This window comes from Streptomyces sp. NPDC003023 (assembly GCF_042888225.1).
Classification (GTDB): Bacteria; Actinomycetota; Actinomycetes; order Streptomycetales; family Streptomycetaceae; genus Streptomyces.
This window is the reverse complement of sequence record NZ_JBIAPL010000004.1, coordinates 141,353-159,212: the sequence shown is the minus strand read 5'-3', so window position 1 is coordinate 159,212 and position 17,860 is coordinate 141,353. Positions and strand designations below refer to the sequence as shown.

Genomic DNA, 17,860 nt, shown 5'->3' with positions numbered 1-17,860 from the left:
GAGAGGTTCACCCATGGCAGGCGAGACCGTCATCACGGTCGTCGGCAATCTCGTCGACGACCCCGAGCTGCGCTTCACCCCGTCCGGTGCGGCGGTCGCGAAGTTCCGCGTCGCGTCCACTCCCCGCACCTTCGACCGTCAGACCAATGAGTGGAAGGACGGCGAGAGCCTGTTTCTCACCTGCTCGGTCTGGCGTCAGGCGGCGGAGAACGTCGCCGAGTCGCTCCAGAAGGGCATGCGCGTTGTCGTGCAGGGCCGTTTGAAGCAGCGGTCCTACGACGACCGCGAGGGCGTCAAGCGCACGGTCTTCGAGCTGGACGTCGAGGAAGTCGGCCCCAGCCTCAAGAACGCCACGGCCAAGGTCACCAAGACCACCGGTCGCGGCGGCCAGGGCGGTTACGGCGGCGGTGGCGGCGGCCAGCAGGGCAGCGGCTGGGGCGGCGGCCCCGGCGGCGGCCAGCAGCAGGGCGGCGGGGCACCCGCCGGCGACCCCTGGGCCACCGGCGCTCCGGCCGGCGGCGGCCAGCAGGGCGGGGGCGGCTGGGGCGGAAGCTCCGGCGGTTCCGGCGGCGGCTACTCGGACGAGCCGCCCTTCTAGGGCAGCCCGTACCCCCACTTCTTGATCACACAGGAGAAACACACATGGCGAAGCCGCCTGTGCGCAAGCCTAAGAAGAAGGTCTGCGCATTCTGCAAGGACAAGACCGCGTACGTGGACTACAAGGACACGAACATGCTGCGGAAGTTCATTTCCGACCGCGGCAAGATCCGTGCCCGCCGCGTGACCGGCAACTGCACGCAGCACCAGCGTGACGTCGCCACGGCCGTCAAGAACAGCCGTGAGATGGCGCTGCTGCCCTACACGTCCACCGCGCGATAAGGGAAGGGTGACCAGAACATGAAGATCATCCTCACCCACGAGGTCTCTGGCCTCGGTGCCGCCGGCGATGTCGTCGACGTCAAGGACGGTTACGCTCGCAACTACCTGGTCCCGCGTGGTTTCGCGATCCGCTGGACCAAGGGTGGCGAGAAGGACGTGGCGCAGATCCGCCGCGCCCGCAAGATCCACGAGATCGCGACCATCGAGCAGGCCAACTCCATCAGGGGCCAGCTCGAGGCCGTCAAGGTGCGCCTCGCCGTTCGCTCCGGCGACGCCGGCCGCCTCTTCGGCTCCGTCACCCCGGCCGACATCGCCTCGGCGATCAAGGCCGCCGGTGGCCCGGAGGTCGACAAGCGTCGCGTCGAGCTCGGTTCGCCGATCAAGACCCTGGGCTCGCACCAGGTGTCCGTGCGTCTGCACCCCGAGGTCGCCGCGCAGCTCGGCGTCGAGGTCGTCGCCGCGTAAGCGCTGAGCTCACCAGAGCAGCACGAAGGGCCGCATCCTCCGGGGTGCGGCCCTTCCGCATGCTGTGGCTGAGCGTTGTTTCACGTGAAACGACGCTCAGCGGGTCGCCCCGGTCACGATCCATCGCCCGGAACGCGCACGCCACCAGAGGGTCAGCAACCGGACCCCCATCATCAAGGTCATCGCCCACCACAGTGCGGTCAGGCCGCCCCCGAGGGCGGGGACCAGCAGCGCGACCGGTGCGAAGACCACCAGCGTGAGGAGCATGGCGGCCGCCAGATACGGCCCGTCGCCCGCGCCCATCAGGACGCCGTCCAGCACGAAGACGACACCCGCGATCGGCTGTGACACCGCGACGACCAGAAGTGCCGGAAGCAGGGTGTTCTGCACCGCCTGATCGCCCGTGAACAAGGGGATGAACAGCGGGCGGGAGACGACCACGAGGATCCCGAGCACCACCCCCGCCGCCACGCCCCACTGGACCATCCGCCGGCATGCCTCTCGTGCACCGTTCGCGTCGCCGGCACCGAGACAGCGCCCGATGATGGCCTGTCCGGCGATGGCGATGGCGTCCAGCGCGAAAGCCAGCAGGCTCCACAGGGAGAGCACGATCTGGTGAGCGGCGATGTGCGTGTCGCCGAGGCGAGCGGCCACAGCGGTGGCGATCATGAGCACTGCTCGCAGCGAGAGGGTACGCACCAGCAGAGGGACGCCCGCCTGGGCGCTGGCGCGAATACCTGCTGCGTCGGGTCGCAGTGAGGACCCGTGCTGCCGTGCCCCGCGGACCACGACGACGAGGTATGCGACGGCCATGCCGCACTGAGCGATCACGGTGCCCCAGGCGGAGCCGGCGATGCCGAGCCCGGCTCCGTAGACCAGGCCGGCGCTGAGGCCCGCGTTGGCGGTGAATCCGCCGATCGCCACGTACAGCGGGGTGCGTGTGTCCTGAAGTCCACGCAGTACGCCGGTGGCCGCGAGCACGATCAGCATGGCGGGAATGCCGAAACTGGAGATTCGCAGATAGGTGATCGCGTGCGGCGCGGCGGTGTCGGAGGCGCCGAACACCTCCACCAGCCAGGGGGCTGTGGGCAATGTGACGGCGATGACGGCGACGCCGAGGACCAGGGCCAGCCAGATCCCGTCCATCCCCTGGCGGATGGCCGCCTGGAGATCTCCCGCGCCCACCCGCCGCGCGACAGCTGCCGTGGTGGCGTAGGCCAGGAAAACGAATACGCTCACCGCGGTCATCAGCAGGGCGGCGGCGACGCCGAGACCCGCGAGTTGCGGCGTGCCGAGATGGCCGACGATCGCGCTGTCGACCATCACGAACAGGGGCTCGGCGACCAGCGCGCCGAAGGCCGGAACGGCGAGTGCGATGATCTCCCGGTCCTGCCGTCGCCGTCGTTCTTTCGCCCCTGCCGGTGCCTGTGTCATGCCGCCCAATCTAATCTTCCACAGGTAAGAGATGCAATGCCCAGGCAGTCCTTACAGCGGAGTGGGTCACCCGCCCGTCCGTGTGCCGTTTGTCGTGATCTTGCTCCGGCTCGGAAAGTTTTTCTCCCCCACAGGCGGTGGATGCGAAATCGCCAGGTCAGAGGGCCTTCCATGTGTAGGCCGTGAACTTTTCCACAGTGCTGTCCCCTGGTCCGTGCACAGGTTGCGGAGGGTTCTCCACAGCATCCGGTCCTTCGTCCACACGGCCTGTGGATAACCAGATTGGCTGAAGGTGCCGCCGGGCCTACCGTGGACCGTCGCCCGACGTGCGAAAGCACCCGCTGGAAGCGGAGTCGGGCGGCTCGTTCTGTCAGTGCCGTGGCATAGAAAGAGTGCCATGGCGTACGTCCGTGGAGCGGACGGGAGGAGGTGGCCCGGGTGAGCATTTCCGAGCCCTTGGACGACCCGTGGGCGGCCGACAGTCCGGGGGACCGACTCCCCGCCTCCCGTCAACGCCGGGGTGAAGGACGTGGCCGTGACGACCAGCACGACCGCGGCAGGGAAGGCGGCGGCTGGGACGGCGGATCTCCCGGATTCGAGCGCGTTCCGCCCCAGGACCTCGACGCTGAGCAGTCCGTACTCGGCGGCATGCTGCTGTCCAAGGACGCCATCGCCGACGTCGTGGAGATCATCAAGGGCCACGACTTCTACCGGCCGGCCCATGAAACGGTCTACCAGGCCATTCTCGATCTCTATGCCAAGGGCGAGCCGGCCGACCCGATCACCGTTGCCGCCGAGTTGGTCAAACGGGGCGAGATCACCCGGGTCGGAGGCGCTCCGTACCTCCACACGCTCGTCCAGTCGGTGCCGACGGCGGCCAACGCCTCGTACTACGCGGAGATCGTCCATGAGCGCGCCGTGCTGCGCAGGCTCGTGGAGGCCGGCACCAAGATCACGCAGATGGGCTACGCCGCCGACGGCGACGTCGACGAGATCGTGAACTCGGCGCAGGCCGAGATCTACGCCGTGACCGAGCAGCGCACGAGCGAGGACTACCTGCCGCTGGGCGACATCATGGAGGGCGCTCTCGACGAGATCGAGGCGATCGGCTCCCGCAGTGGCGAGATGACCGGTGTGCCGACGGGCTTCACGGACTTCGACTCCCTGACGAACGGCCTGCACCCGGGCCAGATGATCGTGATCGCCGCCCGTCCCGCCATGGGTAAGTCGACTCTGGCGCTGGACTTCGCACGTGCCGCCTCGATCAAGAACAATCTGCCGAGCGTGATCTTCTCGCTGGAGATGGGCCGCAACGAGATCGCGATGCGACTGCTGTCCGCCGAGGCCCGAGTGGCCCTGCACCACATGCGGTCGGGCACGATGACGGACGAGGACTGGACGCGGCTGGCGCGCCGGATGCCGGACGTGTCGCAGGCGCCGCTCTACATCGACGACTCGCCGAACCTCTCCATGATGGAGATCCGGGCCAAGTGCCGACGGCTGAAGCAGCGCAACGATCTGAAGCTCGTGGTCATCGACTACCTGCAGCTCATGCAGTCGGGTGGTTCCAAGAGGGCGGAGAGCCGTCAGCAAGAGGTCTCCGACATGTCCCGTAACCTCAAGCTGCTGGCCAAGGAGCTCGAGGTACCGGTGATCGCGCTGTCCCAGCTGAACCGTGGACCCGAACAGCGCACGGACAAGAAGCCGATGGTCTCGGACCTGCGTGAGTCCGGCTCGATCGAGCAGGACGCGGACATGGTGATTCTGCTGCACCGTGAGGACGCCTACGAGAAGGAGTCGCCGCGCGCGGGCGAGGCGGACCTGATCGTGGCCAAGCACCGTAACGGTCCCACCGCGACGATCACCGTGGCGTTCCAGGGCCACTACTCACGCTTCGTGGACATGGCACAGACCTGATCCGGACTCAGACGTGCAGGGTGGGCCGGTAGACGAGCTCCTGGATGTGGCCGTCGAGGGTCCGGCACTCGATCAGTTCGAGGTCGAAGTCGGCCGCGCCCCGGAAGATGGGGTCCAGCCCGGTCTCACCGGTGATCACCGGGAAGAGCGTCACCTGGACGCGGTCGACGAGGCCGGCGGCCATCAGCGCCCGGTTCATCGACAGGCTCCCGTGCGAGCGCAAAGGCACCTCGGACTCCTGCTTGAGCCGCGCGACGACGTCGACGGCGTCGCCGCTCACGATGCTCGCGTCCGGCCAGTCGAGAGGGCCTGTCAATGTCGTCGACACCACCGTTGCCGGCAGGCTCCTCATGCGGGTGACCCATGGGTCCCGCACCTCCGACTCCGCCGTGCTCGAGGCCAGCATCTGAGCGAACGCCCGGTACGTGTTGGCACCGAGGACCATCCGCTGTTCCTCGCGGTACAGAGAGAGGCGGTGATCGAGGAGCTCGGGTCCCTGCTTGCCCCAGTAGCCGGTCCAGTCGCCGCCGGCGGCGCCGAAGCCGTCGAGGCTGGAAAAGACATCGAAGGTGTATGTAGCGGGCATGAGGATCTCCTCGAGCGTGGTGAACGCGGTGAACGCGGTCAGCGCGGTGAGTGCGATGGATCGTGCGTTGCAGATAAAGACTGACAATGGCGGCGAAACTCATCGTCCAAGGCCTCCGCGGTTCCGGCAGCCCGGAGTACGCCCAGGAACGGCCGACCGGATCGATCAGGAATCGAGAAGCGGGGTCACGTGGCCGCGCCTAGCCTGATCGGCATGGACATCACCATTCACACGAGCTTCCTCCCGCACGACGACCCGGACGCGTCCCTGGTCTTCTACCGCGACGTTCTCGGCTTCGAGGTCCGCAGCGACGTCGGGCAGGGCAAGATGCGGTGGATCACGGTCGGCCCCGCCGGCCAGCCCGGTACGTCGATCCTCCTGGCACCTCCTGCCGCCGACCCCGGTGTCACCGAGGACGAGCGCCGCACCATCGCCGAGATGATGGCCAAGGGAACCTACGGCTGGATCCTGCTGGCCACCCGTGACCTCGACGGCACTTTCGAGACGGTCGTGCGGGCCGGCGACGTCGAGGTCGTCCAGGAGCCGACCGAGCAGCCCTACGGCATCCGCGACTGTGCCTTCCGTGATCCCGCGGGCAACATGGTCCGCATCCAGGAACTTCGCTGAGCGGTCGGGTCATCGCGTCCGCCGTGACGGTGAACGTCGCGGCCCCTGGCGGAGAGTGAGGCAGCCGGCGCCGCCGGGCCGTGCTCATGGACCAGCCTCGGTGGCCGCGCCTTCGCGGAGGCGCTTGCCATGACGGCCACCGAGTCCGAGGTGCGTGCCACCGTTCACAGGGCGGCGCTCGCCTCCTCGCCTGGCGGACCATCGGGTTCAGGCCCGGCGCCGCCGAGCGACTGCTCGGCCGACTCGTTCCGCGGGTTCGACTCCGGCGTGCCGACCCAGGTGCTCGCGGACATCGACGAAAGGGAGTTCTCCTATGTGCCACGCCTCGTGGAGACGCGCACGCATCGCGGCGCAGCGCCTGAGCGACCTCGCGCGAATGCGCCGCGTCCGTGACCGGATCGACCGGGAGTACGCACAGCCGTTGACCGTCGAAGCTCTCGCCCGCGCCGCGGACATGTCCGCGGGGTACCTGAGCCGCCAGTTCGGGTTGGCCTATGGGGAGTCGCCCAACGCGTATCTGATGAGGCGTCGCATCGAGCGGGCGACGGTGCTGCTGCGACGAGGCGACCTCACCATCACCGAGGTCTGCTTCGCGGTCGGCTGTACGTCGTCGCGCACATTCGGAGCCCGCTTCACGGAGTTGATCGGCATGCCGCCCGGCGTCTATCGGCGCCGCGCAACGGGCACTGAGGCTGTGGGACTCCTGGACCCGCGTGTCCCGGTAATGCGGTCGACGCGGCGGACCGGCACCGATAGACCTGCTTCATGACCTCATCGTTGGAAGAACTTCTCCCCAGCACGCGCCGGGCGCTGCTGCACCGCATCGCCGTCGCTCAGAGCGAAGGTCGTGCGCCGTCCTTCGCCGCCGCTGTCCAGCGCGACGGGCATCTGGTGTGGACGGGTTCCCGTACCTCTGTGGACGGGCATGCGCCGGACGCCGACACCCAGTACCGCATCGGTTCCATCACCAAGACGTTCACCGCGGTTCTCGTGATGCGGTTGCGGGACGAGGGACTGCTCGATCTCGATGACGCCCTGGAGAAGCATCTGCCCGGCACCGGAGCCGGTGAAGTGACCATCGCCCAGTTGCTCGGGCACAGCGCGGGCCTGAGCGCGGAGGCGCCGGCGCCCTGGTGGGAACGGACCCCCGGTTCCCTGCGCCCCGAGTTGTCGGACGTGCTCGGCGACGAGACGGCGATGCACCCTGCCGGCCGACGGCACCATTACTCCAATCCCGGTTACACGCTGCTCGGTTCCCTGGTCGAGGCGCTGCGGGGAGAGCCCTGGGAAGAGGTGCTGCGGCAGGAGATCCTCGAGCCCCTCGGCCTGAAGCGGACGGGTACGCAGCCGCAGGCGCCTCATGCCGGGGGCTGGGCGGTCCATCCGTGGGCGGATGTCATGCTTCCCGAGCCCATCGAGGATCTGGGGCTCATGGCCCCTGCCGGGCAGCTCTGGTCCACTGCCGGTGACCTGTGCCGCTTCGCCGTCTTCCTTGCCGCAGGAGATGACCGGGTACTCGGAGCGGAGTCCGTACGGGAGATGCGTACGCCGTCGGCACCGCCGGAAGCGGGGGAGTGGAACGGCAACTACGGGTTGGGGCTGCAGATCGTCCGTGACGCGGACCGCACCCTCATCGGGCATTCGGGCTCGCTGCCGGGATTCCTCGCCGGGCTGTGGGTGAGCGTGGAGGACGGCGTGGCCGCAGTGGCGCTGGCCAATGCCACCTCGGGGCCGCCGACGGCTACGGTCGCCGCGGACCTGGTGCGCATCGTCGCCGACGCGGAGCCGCGGATCCCTGAGCCGTGGCGCCCTCTGCCCGAGGTGGATCAGGAACTGTTGGCGCTGACGGGCCCCTGGTACTGGGGGACCTACACCTACGGCCTGCGTCTGGTCGCCGAAGGAGGTGTGGAGCTGGAGCCGCTGCGGGGCGGAGGCCGTCGTTCTCGCTTCCGTGCCCGAGGGAAGGAGTCCTGGATCGGTCTCGACGGGTACTACGCAGGGGAGACGCTGCGGGTGGTGCGTCGGGACGACGGATCGGTGAGCCACCTGGATCTGGGCTCGTTCGTCTTCACCCGTGAGCCGTATGGGCCTGGCGATGCCGTTCCCGGTGGGGTGGACCCGTCCGGCTGGCAGGGGTTTCGCTTCTGAAGCATGAGTGCCGGTTTCACGTGAAATCAGAAGCACTCTCTGTTGGTTTCACGTGAAACCAACAGAGAGTGCTCAGGCCGCCTCGACCGGGGCCTGAGCGGTACGGGCCGGCACCTTGAGCTCTTCGACAGCCCTGACCAACGGAGCGAGCTCAGGATTCTTCGCGGCGTCGTCGAGAGCTTCACGGAGCGCAGCGTCGTTCGTGGGCCGAGCTTCGGCGAGCAGTTGGAGGCCGGTGTCGCTGACATCGGTGTAGATGCCGCGGCGGTCGGTGGGGCAGAGGTAGCGGGCCAGCAGTCCGCGGTCCTCAAGGCGTGTGACCAGGCGGGTGGTGGCGCTCTGGCTGAGCACGACGGCGTCGGCGACCTGTTTCATCTGGAGGTGACCGCCTACACCGTCGTGCTGGCGGCTGAGGACGTCCAGGAGCGAGTACTCGCGGGCGCTGAGGTTGTGCTTTGCCTCGAGAGCTCGCTCGATGTGGGTCTCGATCCGGCCGTGGAGCAGCGAGAGGGCGCACCAGCCCTGGGCGAGGGCGGTGAGTGCAGGGTCGGTCGCTGTCATGTTTCTCCTCCTCGACTGCCGAAGCTTGCTTGTCATCCAGGGTAGGGCATGACTGCAATAGACCGCGCTTGCAACTATCCCGGCCTTCTGTGCCCGGCTCGGTGTGCCGCCGACGCAGTTCAGCCCGCGGCCACCGTGAGCGGTGCGAAACGGCGGGTCCAGTCGCCGGGCAGCTCCGGCATGCCGAGAGTCATCACGGCGTTGAAGGCGATCGGTGCCAACCCCTGGTCCTTCACCCAGGCCAGCAGTTCTTCGTGGCGGACGTCGATGTCGGTGCGCAGCGGCCGATCGGTGCCGGCGGCCAGCGAGGCGATGAGGGCCTTGGCCGTTTCGGTGTCCTGGGCGATCAGCGGTCCCACGACATGTGTGTCCATGTTCGGCCAGGCTGCCGCGTAGCCCGTCAGCGCTCCGTCGATCTCCGTGACGAGGAGCTGGTCGGCGAAGGAGGGCAGCCGGGTGATCATGTGAGTGCGGTCGGCGCCGAAGACCTCGTGATCAAGGCGGAGTATCGCCGGGAGGTCCTCCGCGGTCGCCGGGCGGGTCGGCACCTGTGGCTGAGGCCCGGAAGCGGTGAAGTGACCGCGGACCATCTCGGCGCGACCGGTGGAGGCGAAGCCCAGCGTTTCGTAGAGGGGCTTTCCGTTAGGTGTGGCATGAAGGGTGACAGGGATACTGCCGGTTTCCTTCAGGACGTGCTTCATCAATCGGCGTCCGACGCCTTGGCGGGAAGAGCGTTCGGCCACCAGCACCATGCCGATGGCGGCCAGGCCGGTGCCGTAGTGGGTGACGACGCAGGCGGTCACAAGGCCCTTGCCCTCGGGGTCGTCGATCCCGTAGCCGGTGCCGGCCGCGAGCAGCAGGCCCCACTTGTGCTCCTCGCGCGGCCAGCCGCGGTCCTGGGAGAGATCGGCGCAGGCAGTGAGGTCGTCCCTGGTCAGGCGCCTGATGGGGAGTTCGGACAACGGTGTCTGCATGAGGTCAGACTGTCTGACGCGTTGATCGTTCGTCCACCAGTTTTGGCGAACTGGCCGAGACGCGCAGACGGCGGCCGCGGCGAGTGAGTCCCCACGGCTTGAGGACCGAGATGACGGTCATGAAGAGATAGGCGGTCAACGAGACCACCGGCCCCATCAGCAGGTCGCGCGGTTCGGTGACGGTCCCGCCGGCGGCGACCGTGTCGGCAGCGCTGCTCACTCCGGGGCGCAGGGCGAGGGCGGACCCCGTGGTGGTGGCCAGGGTCAGCCAGAACTTGATGAAGACCCAACGGTGCCGGGCCAGGCCCCACTTGGTGCCCAGCGACAGTACGAGGCCGCTGACCAGGGTGAGGAACGCCACGGGCAGCACCAGCCAGTCCGTGAAGACCCTCATCGAGCGGTACGAGGCTTCGATCACGGAAGCGGATTCCGTGGTGTACGCGGTGAGCGCCAGCGCCAGCAGGCCAAGGGTGAGCCCGAGCCAGCCGGCCGACGCGGCGACATGGACGACGAGGGTTGCCCGGCGAACGGGGCGCTTCAGTGGTTTCACGTGAAACACAGTGCCGGGCGGTGCGGTGCTGATGCGTCTGACGACGGGAGTAATCGCGGCTACTAACCTCGGCGTACATGAGCAGACAGCCGAGGCTTCACATCTTCGATCTGGACGGCACCCTGATCCGCGGTTCGGCGGCACCCGTAGAGATATCTCGCCAGCTCGGGCTGCTGGAGGAGATCGGTGAGGTTGAGCGGGACATCATCGCGGGCCGGATCGGCCCACCGGAGTACGCGGTGCGGGTGCATGCTCTGTGGACGGACCTCACCGATGCTCATGTGTCGGCGGCGTTCGACTCCGCCCCGTGGCTTCTGGGCATTCAGGAGGTGTGGAGCGAGATCCGGGCGGCAGGCGACTTCTGCGCCGTCATCTCCCTCTCGCCGTCCTTCTTCGTGGAGCGGTTGCTCGGCTGGGGCGCCCATGCGGCTCATGGATCCCGCTTTCCGGATGTTCCCTTCACCCGGCCCGTGGAGCCGGCAGGCATTCTCAGTGCGGCCGCGAAGGTGGAGATCGCCGGGCGGCTGTGCGCAGAGTTCGGCGTGGGACCGGACGCCTGCATCGCCTACGGCGATTCCATGTCGGACGCCGCGATCTTCGCGGCGGTACCCACAGCCGTGGCTGTGAACGCCGATCACCATGTCTCCGGACTGGCCACGCACACGTACACGGGAAACGATCTGCGCGAGGCATACGAACTGGTCTGTGCCGATCGGTAGCACCGCCCGGCTCAGCCCGGATCATCAGCCCAGATCAGGGGCGTGCATGGCTCTGACGCCCTCGATGTTGCCGTCCAGGTAGTGCCGAAGAGACAGCGGGACCAGGTGGACGGCTGCGATTCCGACGCGGCTGAACGGCACACGTACGATCTCGTACTCCCCGCACGGTTCCTCGACCTCGGGGCCGTGCCGCAGCGAGGGATCCATGGACTCCAGGCGGCAGACGAAGAAGTGCTGCACCTTCACACCCGTCACACCGCCGTCCGCGATGTGTTCCACGGTGTCGACGAAGCACGGGACCACGTCCGTGATCTTGGCGCCGAGTTCCTCGTCGACCTCCCGGTGCAGAGCGTCGACGACGGTGGCGTCCTCGGGCTCGACGCCGCCGCCGGGCGTGAGCCAGTAGGGGTCCACGCCGGGCTTGGTCCGCTTGATCAGGACGAGGTCGTCGCCGTCGAGCAGGATGGCGCGTGCGGTGCGCTTGACCACTGGTCGTTCGGTCATGGCAAGAGAGTGGCCCATGTCTCCGCTTCTGAAACTCCCGCGGCCCTACTGAGCCGTGCCGGTCACCAGTCCACGGCGGCGCGCAGCAGCTCTTCGTGGGCCCGGGCGATATGGGGATGGGCGAGCGTTCCGGTGCGTACGGCGAGGAAATAGGTGCGCAGAGGCGGCACCGGAGGGTCGAGGAGCGCGACCACGCGACCGCCTTCGAGGGCGTCCTCGCAGAGGTAGCGCGGCAGGACGGCGAGTCCCGCTCCGGAGACCGTGGTCTCCAGGACCGCTCGCAGGTCGGGTGCGATGACGGCGCCTGCCGCGGCCGGCGGGGAATCGAAGACGGCGTGCCAGTAGCGCGAGACGAACGGTAAGGATTCGTGGACCTCGACCACCGGCAGCTGCTCGAGGACGACATGACCTTGGCGCAGCACGGCGGGACGCAGGTGCCCCGCCCATCGGGGAGCTGCGACCAGGACATGCTCCTCGTCGCAGAGGGCCATGGCGGTGAGCAGCCGCCCTCGGGGCCGGGCGGTTGCGATGGCGAGGTCGTGGTGTCCTGCGGCGAGCCCGGCGAGGGTCTCCTCGGCGTTTCCGAACGAGGCTCGCAGGGCGAGTCCCTGGCTGATCAGAGGGGTGAGAGCGGGGAGGGCGCGCACGGAGGTGAACTCCGGCGGGCCGGCGAGGTGGAGTGTGCGGACGCCCGTCTCGCCGGCCAGACCGGCTTCGGCTATCTCGAGGAGGGCGTCGAGGTGGGGAGCCGCCCGGTGGGCGAGTTCGTCGCCGATGGTGGTGGGGGTGACGCCGCGCGCCTGGCGCAGGAAGAGGGGTTTGCCGAGTTGCCGTTCGAGCGTGCGGATCTGGCCGGTGACCGCGGGCTGGGAGAGTCCGAGCAGCGCGGCGGCACGCGTGAAGGACCCGGCCCGGTGCACCGTGACGAATGTGCGCAGCAGGGCCAGATCCATGCCATGCCCTTCCCGATCCGACGTTGCCCCCGAACCCGGTCAACTATAAATAAGTCGATAGGTCTCTGTCGCTACCGTGATTGGACACTGACGCAGAGTCAACTAGCCTTGTCGGAACGGTTCTTGGCGCGCGAGAGCCGGGACGGTCCGAGCCACGAGGGGGGAGGCTCGGACCGTCCGCCGCAGGTCGCCGCGATCAGCGGTCCGGTGTGGGCAGTGGCACGTCCCCTGCGGGAGAGGCGGCCTCGTCCAGCGCCCGCAGCACGTCGGACACCAGATCCGCCTCGTCCTCCGCGCCCGCCGAGAATCGGATGAAGCCCTCCGCGACGGCGTCACCGCCCCAACGGCCGCGCCGCTCCGCGGTGGAGCGCACGCCGCCGAAGCTGGTCGCGTCGTCGACCAGTCGCAGCCCGTCGAGGAACCGCTCGGCGTGGGCCCGGTCCGGCAGGCTGAAGGAGACCACACAGCCGAAACGCCGCATCTGGCGTGCGGCGATGCTGTGCGAGGGATCGCCCGGCAGACCCGGATGGCGCAGACCGCTGACCTCGGGGCGGCCGTTCAGCGCCCGTGCCACGGCAAGGGCGTTGGCGCTCTGCCGGTCGGCACGCAGTTGCAACGTCGACAGCGACCGGTGCGCGAGCCAAGCCTCCATCGGGCCGGGGATCGCCCCGACGATCTTGCGCCAGCGCCGTACCCCGGCCGCGAGCTGCGGGTCACGACAGGTCACATGTCCGAGCAGGATGTCGCCGTGGCCGGTCATGCCCTTGGTGTCGCTGGCCACGGAGAAGTCCGCGCCCAGCTCGAGCGGCCGCTGCCCCAGCGGGGTGGCCAGGGTGTTGTCGACCGCGACGAGCGCCCCGGCCTCATGGGCGGCGTCCGCCAGCCGCCGGACGTCGCACACGTCGAGGCCGGGGTTGGAGGGGGTCTCCATCCACAGCAGTCGGGCTCCGTCGAGCAGGTCCGCCTGCGCGTCGCCGCCGGTCGGGGCCGTACGGACCTCGATGCCGAACGCCCGCAACTGCTCGTGCACCAGAGGCAGGGCCTGATAGCCGTCGTCGGGCATGACGACGACATCGCCCGCCTTCAGCTGGGACATCAGTACGGCGGAGATCGCCGCCATACCGGAGGCGAAGGCGACGGTCTCGACTCTCTCCCCGGGCGCCTCGAGCTCACCGATGGCGCGCTCGAGGTGGGTCCACGTCGGGTTCTCGTCGCGGCCGTAGGTGTAGGGGCCGGTCGGTTCACCAGGCAGGTGGAAATGGGCGGCGAAGACAGGGCCGGGCAGGGTCGGCTCGTACTTCACCGGCTCCGGCAGGCCGGCCCGTACCGCCGTGGTGCCGTCCCCTTGGGTCGTGTCGGGCATGTCTGTCGCTCCTCAGCTCAGTCCTTGTCGGGCAGGACGAGGTTCAGCGCCCAGGAGACGACGGAGATGATCAGACCGCCGAGAACCGCTGTCCAGAATCCCTCGACGTGGAAGCTCAGGTCGAAGTTGTCGGCGAGCCACGAGGTGAGCAGCAGCATCAGGGCGTTGATCACCAGGGTGATCAGGCCGAGGGTGAGGATGAACAGGGGCAGGGTCAGCAGCTTCACCACGGGCTTGACGACGAAGTTCACCAGGCCGAAGAGCAGTGCGACCAGGATCAGCGTCCATGCCTTCTTGCCGGTGCTGTCGCCGGTCAGTGTGATGTCCTGCAGCAACCACACGGCCACCCACAGGGCACCGGCGTTGGCGATCGTCTTGACTAGGAAATTCATCATGTGTCTGATCGTGGCAGACGTGATCGGACCAAGTGCAGGGGCGGGACCGCGATGAAGGCATTCCGACTGGACGAGCTGGAGGCGGAACGCGCCGCCAACGACGGCGCGTATCTGCAGTTCCTGCGCGAACGGAACATGTCGGTCGGCCTGTACGCACTGGACGCCGGTGAGATCGACCCCCAGCTCCCCCACAAGCAGGACGAGGTGTACTTCGTGGTGAGCGGCCGGGCGGCGATCACCGTCGGCATGGAGACCACGCAGGTCGCGCGGGGCAGTGTCGTCTACGTGCCGGCGGGGGTGCCGCACAAGTTCCACCACATCAGCGAAGACCTGCGGGTCATGGTGGTCTTCTCTCCGCCCGAGAGCTGACGGCACCCCCGGTTGTCCCTAGGGGGACGGTCAGGGGAGCTCCAGGGCTCGCGGATCCGTTTCCGTGCCTTTGCCCGCCTAGCATCGAAGGCAGGCAACACGGAGAGACGAGGAAGGGGCGATGGCTGTGCGGGAGATATTCGCGGGGATGCCGTGGTGGGTGAAGTGGGTCGCGGTTCCCGTGATCGTGCTCGCCGTTTTCGGAGGGGTCATCGCGAGCGTCGTCGGGTTCGTGATCAACCTGCTCTTCAAGCTGCTGATCTTCGTGGCTCTCGTAGGCGGACTGGTCTTCGTCGTCCGGAAGTTCATGGCGGCTTCCGGCTCACGCCCTTAGGCCCGGGGGTTTCCGGGGCGCCGCCGGGCGGCCATTAGCCCGGCCGGGGGAAACCGCCGAACTGACCGCATGCCGTGCCGGATGCTGCCATTAGAGTGGTTCTTCGCTGCCGCCCCTCGGGATTGTCCCGGAGCAAGATCGCTCTCACCAGCGGTTTCGCCCGTCCGGGGGCCGAAAGGCCGTTCAGGGCCCGGGGCTGCGGCGGTCGCGCGGGGGCGGCCCCCGCGGGCGGGCGTGCTGCCCGTCACCACGCCTGGGGGTGACCTGTGGCCGGGGCGACGAAAGCCGCTGCTCCTACTCTGATCGGCTCGGTGCAGCGGGCGTTGAGATTGCTGGACGCCGCCGGCGCACATCCGGACGGAGCTCCCGCGAAGCTGCTCGCACGGGAGGCGGGGATCCCGTTGCCGACCGCCTACCATCTGCTGCGCACTCTGACCCACGAGAACTATCTGAGGCGCAGGAACGGCGTGTACGCGCTCGGGAGCGCGGTCGAGCGGCTGGTGTCCGGCGGTGCGCCGCCGAACCGCCGCAGCACCCTCGAGGAGTCCCTCGCGCACTGGCGTGACGCGATCGGGGTGCCTGTCTACTTCGCCGTCTACCGCGAGGGTGAGATCGAGATCGTCGCGGTCTCCGACACGCCCTACGCGCCGGCCGTCACCGAGTGGGCTGACTTCCGTGAGACCGGGCACGCGCACGCGATCGGTCAGTGTCTGCTGGGCCAGCTCGACGAATCGTCACGCCACGATCATCTCGACCGTCATCCCGTGCAGGCCGTGACGCCGTACACGGTGCGGGACCGGCGCGGTCTGCTCGAGAAACTCGCCGGTCATGGCCGTACGGAACCTGTTGTCGAACGTCAGGAATATGCAATCGGCACGGTCTGCGCTGCTATTCCGATCACTGTCGGTTCCGGTATCGCAACTATGGCGATTTCTCTGCCCCTGCATCAGGAAGCCCGACTGCTCCCGGCCGTCGAGCAGTTGAGTGCGGCAATCGGTGGGCTGTTGGGGTCACTTGCCTTCTCTATCAGTATCTGAAATATCACTCCTTGTGATCTGCTAGACCTTGGACCACGATTACGCAAGAGGGTCTAGGGGGATCGTTCCTGGCCGTTTTCTTCTGCTTTGCCAGTACGGGTTCAGACGGGTTCAACCAATGCTTCATCTGCTGCGGGGTATGTGATGCGCGAGTCGGTCCAGGCCGAGGTTCTGATGAGCTTCCTCGTCTCCGAGGAACTCTCCTTCCGGATCCCGGTGGAACTGGGTTATGAGACAGGAGATCCGTACGCGGTGCGGATGACCTTCCACCTGCCAGGCGATGCGCCCGTGACCTGGGCGTTCGGGCGCGAGCTGCTGCTCGACGGGATCAACGGGCCCAGCGGGGAGGGTGATGTGCACATCGCCCCCATCGGACCCGAGAGCCTGTCGGACGTCAGCATCCGGCTCCGGGTCGGCGGCGATTCGGCGCTGTTCCGGGTAGGAGCACCGCCGCTGGTCGCCTTCCTCGACCGTACGGACAAGCTGCTGCCCATGGGCCAGGAGCTCACTCTCGGTGACTTCGAGATGAGTCTGGAGGAGGCGCTCGGACGTATCCTCGCCGAGGAGAACGCGGGCTGACGTTCCCCGGCCCCGCATCCCCGGCCCCGCATCCCCGGCCCCGCATCCCCGGCCCCGCATCCCCGGCCCCGGTTCACCGGCCCCGCTTCCGCGGCCCCGCTCGCCTCACCGCTTGCGCCGGCGTCCCCTGCCACCGGTGCGGGCGGGTGCGGCGCCGGACGGTGCCGGCGTCCCCGAGCGGTCGGCGGAGACCACCAGGGCGGCGAGCGCGGTCGTGACCGGCACCGAGGCGACCAGGCCGATCGATCCCACCAGCGTCCGTACGATCTCCTCCGCCACCAGTTCGCTGTTGGCCACGGTGCCCACACTGGACTGGGCGATGGAGAAGAGCAGCAGAAGCGGCAACGCCGCGCCCGCGTAGGCGAGCACGAGCGTGTTGACGACCGACGCGATGTGGTCGCGGCCGATGCGGATGGCGGAGCGGTAGAGGGCGCGCGGGCCCATGTCCGGGTCGGCCTGGTGCAGTTCCCACACGGCGGAGGTCTGGGTGACCGTCACGTCGTCGAGGACGCCGAGCGAACCGATGATCACTCCCGCGAGCAGCAGTCCGCTCATGTCGATCTCCGGGTAGAGACCGTGGATCAGACCGGTGTTGTCGTCGGTGTTGCCGCTCAGGCTCGCCCAGCCGATGAAGAGTGAGCCGAGCAGCCCGATCAGCAGCAGGGAGATCAAGGTCCCCAGTACGGCGACGGAGGTCCGCGCGGTCACTCCGTGGCACATGTAGAGCGCGATCAGCATGATGGCGCTCGCCCCGACCACCGCGACCACCAGGGGGTTCGACCCCTGCAGGATCGCGGGCAGGATGAACAGTGTCAGTACGGCGAACGAGATCGCCAGCGAGATCAGGGCCATCACACCGCGCATCCGTCCCACCAGCACCACGACGAGGGCGAAGATGCCCGCCAGCAGTGCCATCGGGAAGCCCCGGTCCACATCGGTCACCGAGTACTGGAGATCGCGCGGGGCGTCGGGCGCGTAGGCCACGACCACGCCCTGGCCCTCCTTCAACTGCCTTGGTGCGTCGGGCTGGACGATCTCGACGAATTCGCGGCCCTTGTCCTTGCCCGTGGTCACCTCGACGGTCGCCCTGCCGCACCGGCCCTGCTGCGAGTTGACGGCCTCGCGTCCCTCGGGTGTGGAGGTGTCCCCGGTCGGCGGGACCTGTGCCGCGTTGACGTCCTGGCAGTCGACCTTCACGAGAGCGACCACCTTGCCCTGCTCGGTCTGCCGGTCGAAGCCGACCCCGGTGCGCTCGTGGCCGGGCGCTCCGCCCGGCCACAGCACGGCGAGCCCGACGAGGACGGCCGTCGCGAACGGGATGAGCACGGCGGCGATGACCTTGCGGAGGTGCTGGGAGACTGGCGCGGCGGGCCCATGGCTGTGCGCATGACTGTGGGCCTGGCCGTGCGGTTCTGGGGGCTGCGGCGATGAGGTCACGGACCGATCATCGCAAGAACGCGAGGGGC

General features: G+C 68.3%; 23 protein-coding genes. 12 read left to right on the top strand and 11 right to left on the bottom strand.

The window, feature by feature from the left end; translation table 11 throughout:
• Positions 1–13: 13 nt before the first annotated feature.
• From ACFYV1_RS15840 to rplI, 3 genes are read left to right on the top strand one after another with little or no spacing between them, the layout of a single operon-like run.
• On the top strand, positions 14–598 hold the full coding sequence (locus ACFYV1_RS15840; protein WP_389396041.1) for a single-stranded DNA-binding protein: 585 nt from the start codon (positions 14–16) through the stop codon (positions 596–598).
• Between the two features lie 44 nt (positions 599–642).
• On the top strand, positions 643–879 hold the full coding sequence (gene rpsR / locus ACFYV1_RS15835) for a 30S ribosomal protein S18 (RefSeq protein ID WP_005315025.1): 237 nt from the start codon (positions 643–645) through the stop codon (positions 877–879).
• A gap of 18 nt (positions 880–897) precedes the next feature.
• On the top strand, positions 898–1,344 hold the full coding sequence (gene rplI, locus ACFYV1_RS15830; RefSeq protein ID WP_159689879.1) for a 50S ribosomal protein L9: 447 nt from the start codon (positions 898–900) through the stop codon (positions 1,342–1,344).
• A gap of 96 nt (positions 1,345–1,440) precedes the next feature.
• On the opposite strand, the gene ACFYV1_RS15825 is transcribed toward rplI, so the two are convergent.
• Entirely contained in the window at positions 1,441–2,778 is a 1,338-nt protein-coding gene (locus ACFYV1_RS15825; protein ID WP_389396040.1) for an MATE family efflux transporter, read from the bottom strand.
• 456 nt (positions 2,779–3,234) lie between these two features.
• Here ACFYV1_RS15825 and dnaB point away from each other — a divergent pair, with 456 nt between their 5' ends.
• Positions 3,235–4,695: a replicative DNA helicase gene (dnaB, locus tag ACFYV1_RS15820; RefSeq protein WP_389396439.1), complete on the top strand. Its 1,461-nt coding sequence runs from the start codon at positions 3,235–3,237 to the stop codon at positions 4,693–4,695.
• 7 nt (positions 4,696–4,702) lie between these two features.
• On the opposite strand, the gene ACFYV1_RS15815 is transcribed toward dnaB, so the two are convergent.
• The gene (locus tag ACFYV1_RS15815) at positions 4,703–5,281 is read right to left on the bottom strand and encodes a dihydrofolate reductase family protein (protein WP_389396438.1); all 579 of its coding nucleotides are present in this window, start codon (positions 5,279–5,281) and stop codon (positions 4,703–4,705) included.
• Positions 5,282–5,494: 213 nt separating this feature from the next.
• On the opposite strand from ACFYV1_RS15815, the gene ACFYV1_RS15810 reads away from it, so the two are divergent.
• Entirely contained in the window at positions 5,495–5,908 is a 414-nt protein-coding gene (locus ACFYV1_RS15810; protein WP_389396039.1) for a VOC family protein, read from the top strand.
• A gap of 164 nt (positions 5,909–6,072) precedes the next feature.
• On the opposite strand, the gene ACFYV1_RS15805 is transcribed toward ACFYV1_RS15810, so the two are convergent.
• Positions 6,073–6,201 carry a hypothetical protein gene (locus tag ACFYV1_RS15805; protein WP_389396038.1) on the bottom strand — a complete coding sequence of 43 codons (129 nt, stop codon included), beginning with the start codon at positions 6,199–6,201 and terminating at the stop codon, positions 6,073–6,075.
• Between the two features lie 20 nt (positions 6,202–6,221).
• Here ACFYV1_RS15805 and ACFYV1_RS15800 point away from each other — a divergent pair, with 20 nt between their 5' ends.
• Together ACFYV1_RS15800 and ACFYV1_RS15795 are read left to right on the top strand one after the other, a co-directional pair.
• A complete protein-coding gene (locus tag ACFYV1_RS15800; protein ID WP_389396037.1) occupies positions 6,222–6,677 on the top strand; it encodes a helix-turn-helix transcriptional regulator in 456 nt (151 codons plus the stop codon).
• On the top strand, positions 6,674–8,056 hold the full coding sequence (locus tag ACFYV1_RS15795) for a serine hydrolase domain-containing protein (protein WP_389396036.1): 1,383 nt from the start codon (positions 6,674–6,676) through the stop codon (positions 8,054–8,056). The genes ACFYV1_RS15800 and ACFYV1_RS15795 overlap by 4 nt, the downstream gene beginning before the upstream one ends.
• A gap of 72 nt (positions 8,057–8,128) precedes the next feature.
• Here the strand turns inward: ACFYV1_RS15795 and ACFYV1_RS15790 are convergent, their stop codons facing one another.
• The 3 genes from ACFYV1_RS15790 to ACFYV1_RS15780 all read right to left on the bottom strand — a co-directional run bounded on the left by ACFYV1_RS15790 (position 8,129) and on the right by ACFYV1_RS15780 (position 10,141).
• Positions 8,129–8,617, bottom strand: coding sequence for a MarR family winged helix-turn-helix transcriptional regulator (locus tag ACFYV1_RS15790; RefSeq protein WP_389396035.1), 489 nt, complete (start codon positions 8,615–8,617; stop codon positions 8,129–8,131).
• A 119-nt stretch (positions 8,618–8,736) separates the two neighbouring features.
• The gene (locus ACFYV1_RS15785; protein ID WP_389396034.1) at positions 8,737–9,591 is read right to left on the bottom strand and encodes a GNAT family N-acetyltransferase; all 855 of its coding nucleotides are present in this window, start codon (positions 9,589–9,591) and stop codon (positions 8,737–8,739) included.
• A gap of 4 nt (positions 9,592–9,595) precedes the next feature.
• Positions 9,596–10,141, bottom strand: coding sequence for a DUF2269 domain-containing protein (locus ACFYV1_RS15780; protein ID WP_389396033.1), 546 nt, complete (start codon positions 10,139–10,141; stop codon positions 9,596–9,598).
• A gap of 77 nt (positions 10,142–10,218) precedes the next feature.
• Here ACFYV1_RS15780 and ACFYV1_RS15775 point away from each other — a divergent pair, with 77 nt between their 5' ends.
• Positions 10,219–10,860, top strand: coding sequence for an HAD family hydrolase (locus ACFYV1_RS15775; RefSeq protein ID WP_389396032.1), 642 nt, complete (start codon positions 10,219–10,221; stop codon positions 10,858–10,860).
• 24 nt (positions 10,861–10,884) lie between these two features.
• On the opposite strand, the gene ACFYV1_RS15770 is transcribed toward ACFYV1_RS15775, so the two are convergent.
• The 4 genes from ACFYV1_RS15770 to ACFYV1_RS15755 all read right to left on the bottom strand — a co-directional run bounded on the left by ACFYV1_RS15770 (position 10,885) and on the right by ACFYV1_RS15755 (position 14,075).
• The gene (locus ACFYV1_RS15770; protein WP_389396031.1) at positions 10,885–11,364 is read right to left on the bottom strand and encodes an NUDIX domain-containing protein; all 480 of its coding nucleotides are present in this window, start codon (positions 11,362–11,364) and stop codon (positions 10,885–10,887) included.
• 62 nt (positions 11,365–11,426) lie between these two features.
• Positions 11,427–12,317: a LysR family transcriptional regulator gene (locus ACFYV1_RS15765; RefSeq protein WP_389396030.1), complete on the bottom strand. Its 891-nt coding sequence runs from the start codon at positions 12,315–12,317 to the stop codon at positions 11,427–11,429.
• Positions 12,318–12,513: 196 nt separating this feature from the next.
• Positions 12,514–13,680: a cystathionine gamma-lyase gene (locus tag ACFYV1_RS15760; RefSeq protein WP_389396029.1), complete on the bottom strand. Its 1,167-nt coding sequence runs from the start codon at positions 13,678–13,680 to the stop codon at positions 12,514–12,516.
• A gap of 17 nt (positions 13,681–13,697) precedes the next feature.
• Positions 13,698–14,075, bottom strand: a complete 378-nt coding sequence (locus tag ACFYV1_RS15755; RefSeq protein WP_389396028.1) for a phage holin family protein — start codon at positions 14,073–14,075, stop codon at positions 13,698–13,700.
• A gap of 51 nt (positions 14,076–14,126) precedes the next feature.
• Between ACFYV1_RS15755 and ACFYV1_RS15750 the strand changes: the two genes are divergently transcribed.
• The 4 genes from ACFYV1_RS15750 (at position 14,127) to ACFYV1_RS15735 (ending at position 16,394) form a co-directional block, all read left to right on the top strand.
• Positions 14,127–14,444 (top strand): cupin domain-containing protein, encoded by a 318-nt coding sequence (locus ACFYV1_RS15750; RefSeq protein WP_389396027.1) that lies wholly within the window; start codon positions 14,127–14,129, stop codon positions 14,442–14,444.
• Between the two features lie 127 nt (positions 14,445–14,571).
• A complete protein-coding gene (locus tag ACFYV1_RS15745; protein ID WP_389396437.1) occupies positions 14,572–14,778 on the top strand; it encodes a DUF5326 family protein in 207 nt (68 codons plus the stop codon).
• A gap of 266 nt (positions 14,779–15,044) precedes the next feature.
• Complete coding sequence (locus ACFYV1_RS15740) at positions 15,045–15,815, top strand: IclR family transcriptional regulator (protein ID WP_389396026.1); 771 nt, start codon at positions 15,045–15,047, stop codon at positions 15,813–15,815.
• Between the two features lie 144 nt (positions 15,816–15,959).
• On the top strand, positions 15,960–16,394 hold the full coding sequence (locus ACFYV1_RS15735) for an SsgA family sporulation/cell division regulator (RefSeq protein WP_389396025.1): 435 nt from the start codon (positions 15,960–15,962) through the stop codon (positions 16,392–16,394).
• A 105-nt stretch (positions 16,395–16,499) separates the two neighbouring features.
• Here the strand turns inward: ACFYV1_RS15735 and ACFYV1_RS15730 are convergent, their stop codons facing one another.
• Positions 16,500–17,831: a YibE/F family protein gene (locus tag ACFYV1_RS15730; protein ID WP_389396024.1), complete on the bottom strand. Its 1,332-nt coding sequence runs from the start codon at positions 17,829–17,831 to the stop codon at positions 16,500–16,502.
• Positions 17,832–17,860 lie beyond the last annotated feature (29 nt).

Bases quoted from the DNA above. Each gene is read 5' to 3' on its own strand.
- ACFYV1_RS15755 (WP_389396028.1), bottom strand. From the start codon at position 14,075: ATGATGAATTTCCTAGTCAAGACGATCGCCAACGCCGGTGCCCTGTGG.
- ACFYV1_RS15770 (WP_389396031.1), bottom strand. From the start codon at position 11,364: ATGACCGAACGACCAGTGGTCAAGCGCACCGCACGCGCCATCCTGCTC.
- ACFYV1_RS15840 (WP_389396041.1), top strand. From the start codon at position 14: ATGGCAGGCGAGACCGTCATCACGGTCGTCGGCAATCTCGTCGACGAC.
- ACFYV1_RS15790 (WP_389396035.1), bottom strand. From the start codon at position 8,617: ATGACAGCGACCGACCCTGCACTCACCGCCCTCGCCCAGGGCTGGTGC.
- rplI (WP_159689879.1), top strand. From the start codon at position 898: ATGAAGATCATCCTCACCCACGAGGTCTCTGGCCTCGGTGCCGCCGGC.
- ACFYV1_RS15750 (WP_389396027.1), top strand. From the start codon at position 14,127: ATGAAGGCATTCCGACTGGACGAGCTGGAGGCGGAACGCGCCGCCAAC.
- ACFYV1_RS15805 (WP_389396038.1), bottom strand. From the start codon at position 6,201: ATGTCCGCGAGCACCTGGGTCGGCACGCCGGAGTCGAACCCGCGGAAC.
- ACFYV1_RS15760 (WP_389396029.1), bottom strand. From the start codon at position 13,680: ATGCCCGACACGACCCAAGGGGACGGCACCACGGCGGTACGGGCCGGC.
- ACFYV1_RS15785 (WP_389396034.1), bottom strand. From the start codon at position 9,591: ATGCAGACACCGTTGTCCGAACTCCCCATCAGGCGCCTGACCAGGGAC.
- ACFYV1_RS15765 (WP_389396030.1), bottom strand. From the start codon at position 12,317: ATGGATCTGGCCCTGCTGCGCACATTCGTCACGGTGCACCGGGCCGGG.
- ACFYV1_RS15795 (WP_389396036.1), top strand. From the start codon at position 6,674: ATGACCTCATCGTTGGAAGAACTTCTCCCCAGCACGCGCCGGGCGCTG.
- ACFYV1_RS15735 (WP_389396025.1), top strand. From the start codon at position 15,960: ATGCGCGAGTCGGTCCAGGCCGAGGTTCTGATGAGCTTCCTCGTCTCC.
- ACFYV1_RS15775 (WP_389396032.1), top strand. From the start codon at position 10,219: ATGAGCAGACAGCCGAGGCTTCACATCTTCGATCTGGACGGCACCCTG.
- ACFYV1_RS15825 (WP_389396040.1), bottom strand. From the start codon at position 2,778: ATGACACAGGCACCGGCAGGGGCGAAAGAACGACGGCGACGGCAGGAC.
- ACFYV1_RS15815 (WP_389396438.1), bottom strand. From the start codon at position 5,281: ATGCCCGCTACATACACCTTCGATGTCTTTTCCAGCCTCGACGGCTTC.
- ACFYV1_RS15810 (WP_389396039.1), top strand. From the start codon at position 5,495: ATGGACATCACCATTCACACGAGCTTCCTCCCGCACGACGACCCGGAC.
- rpsR (WP_005315025.1), top strand. From the start codon at position 643: ATGGCGAAGCCGCCTGTGCGCAAGCCTAAGAAGAAGGTCTGCGCATTC.
- ACFYV1_RS15800 (WP_389396037.1), top strand. From the start codon at position 6,222: ATGTGCCACGCCTCGTGGAGACGCGCACGCATCGCGGCGCAGCGCCTG.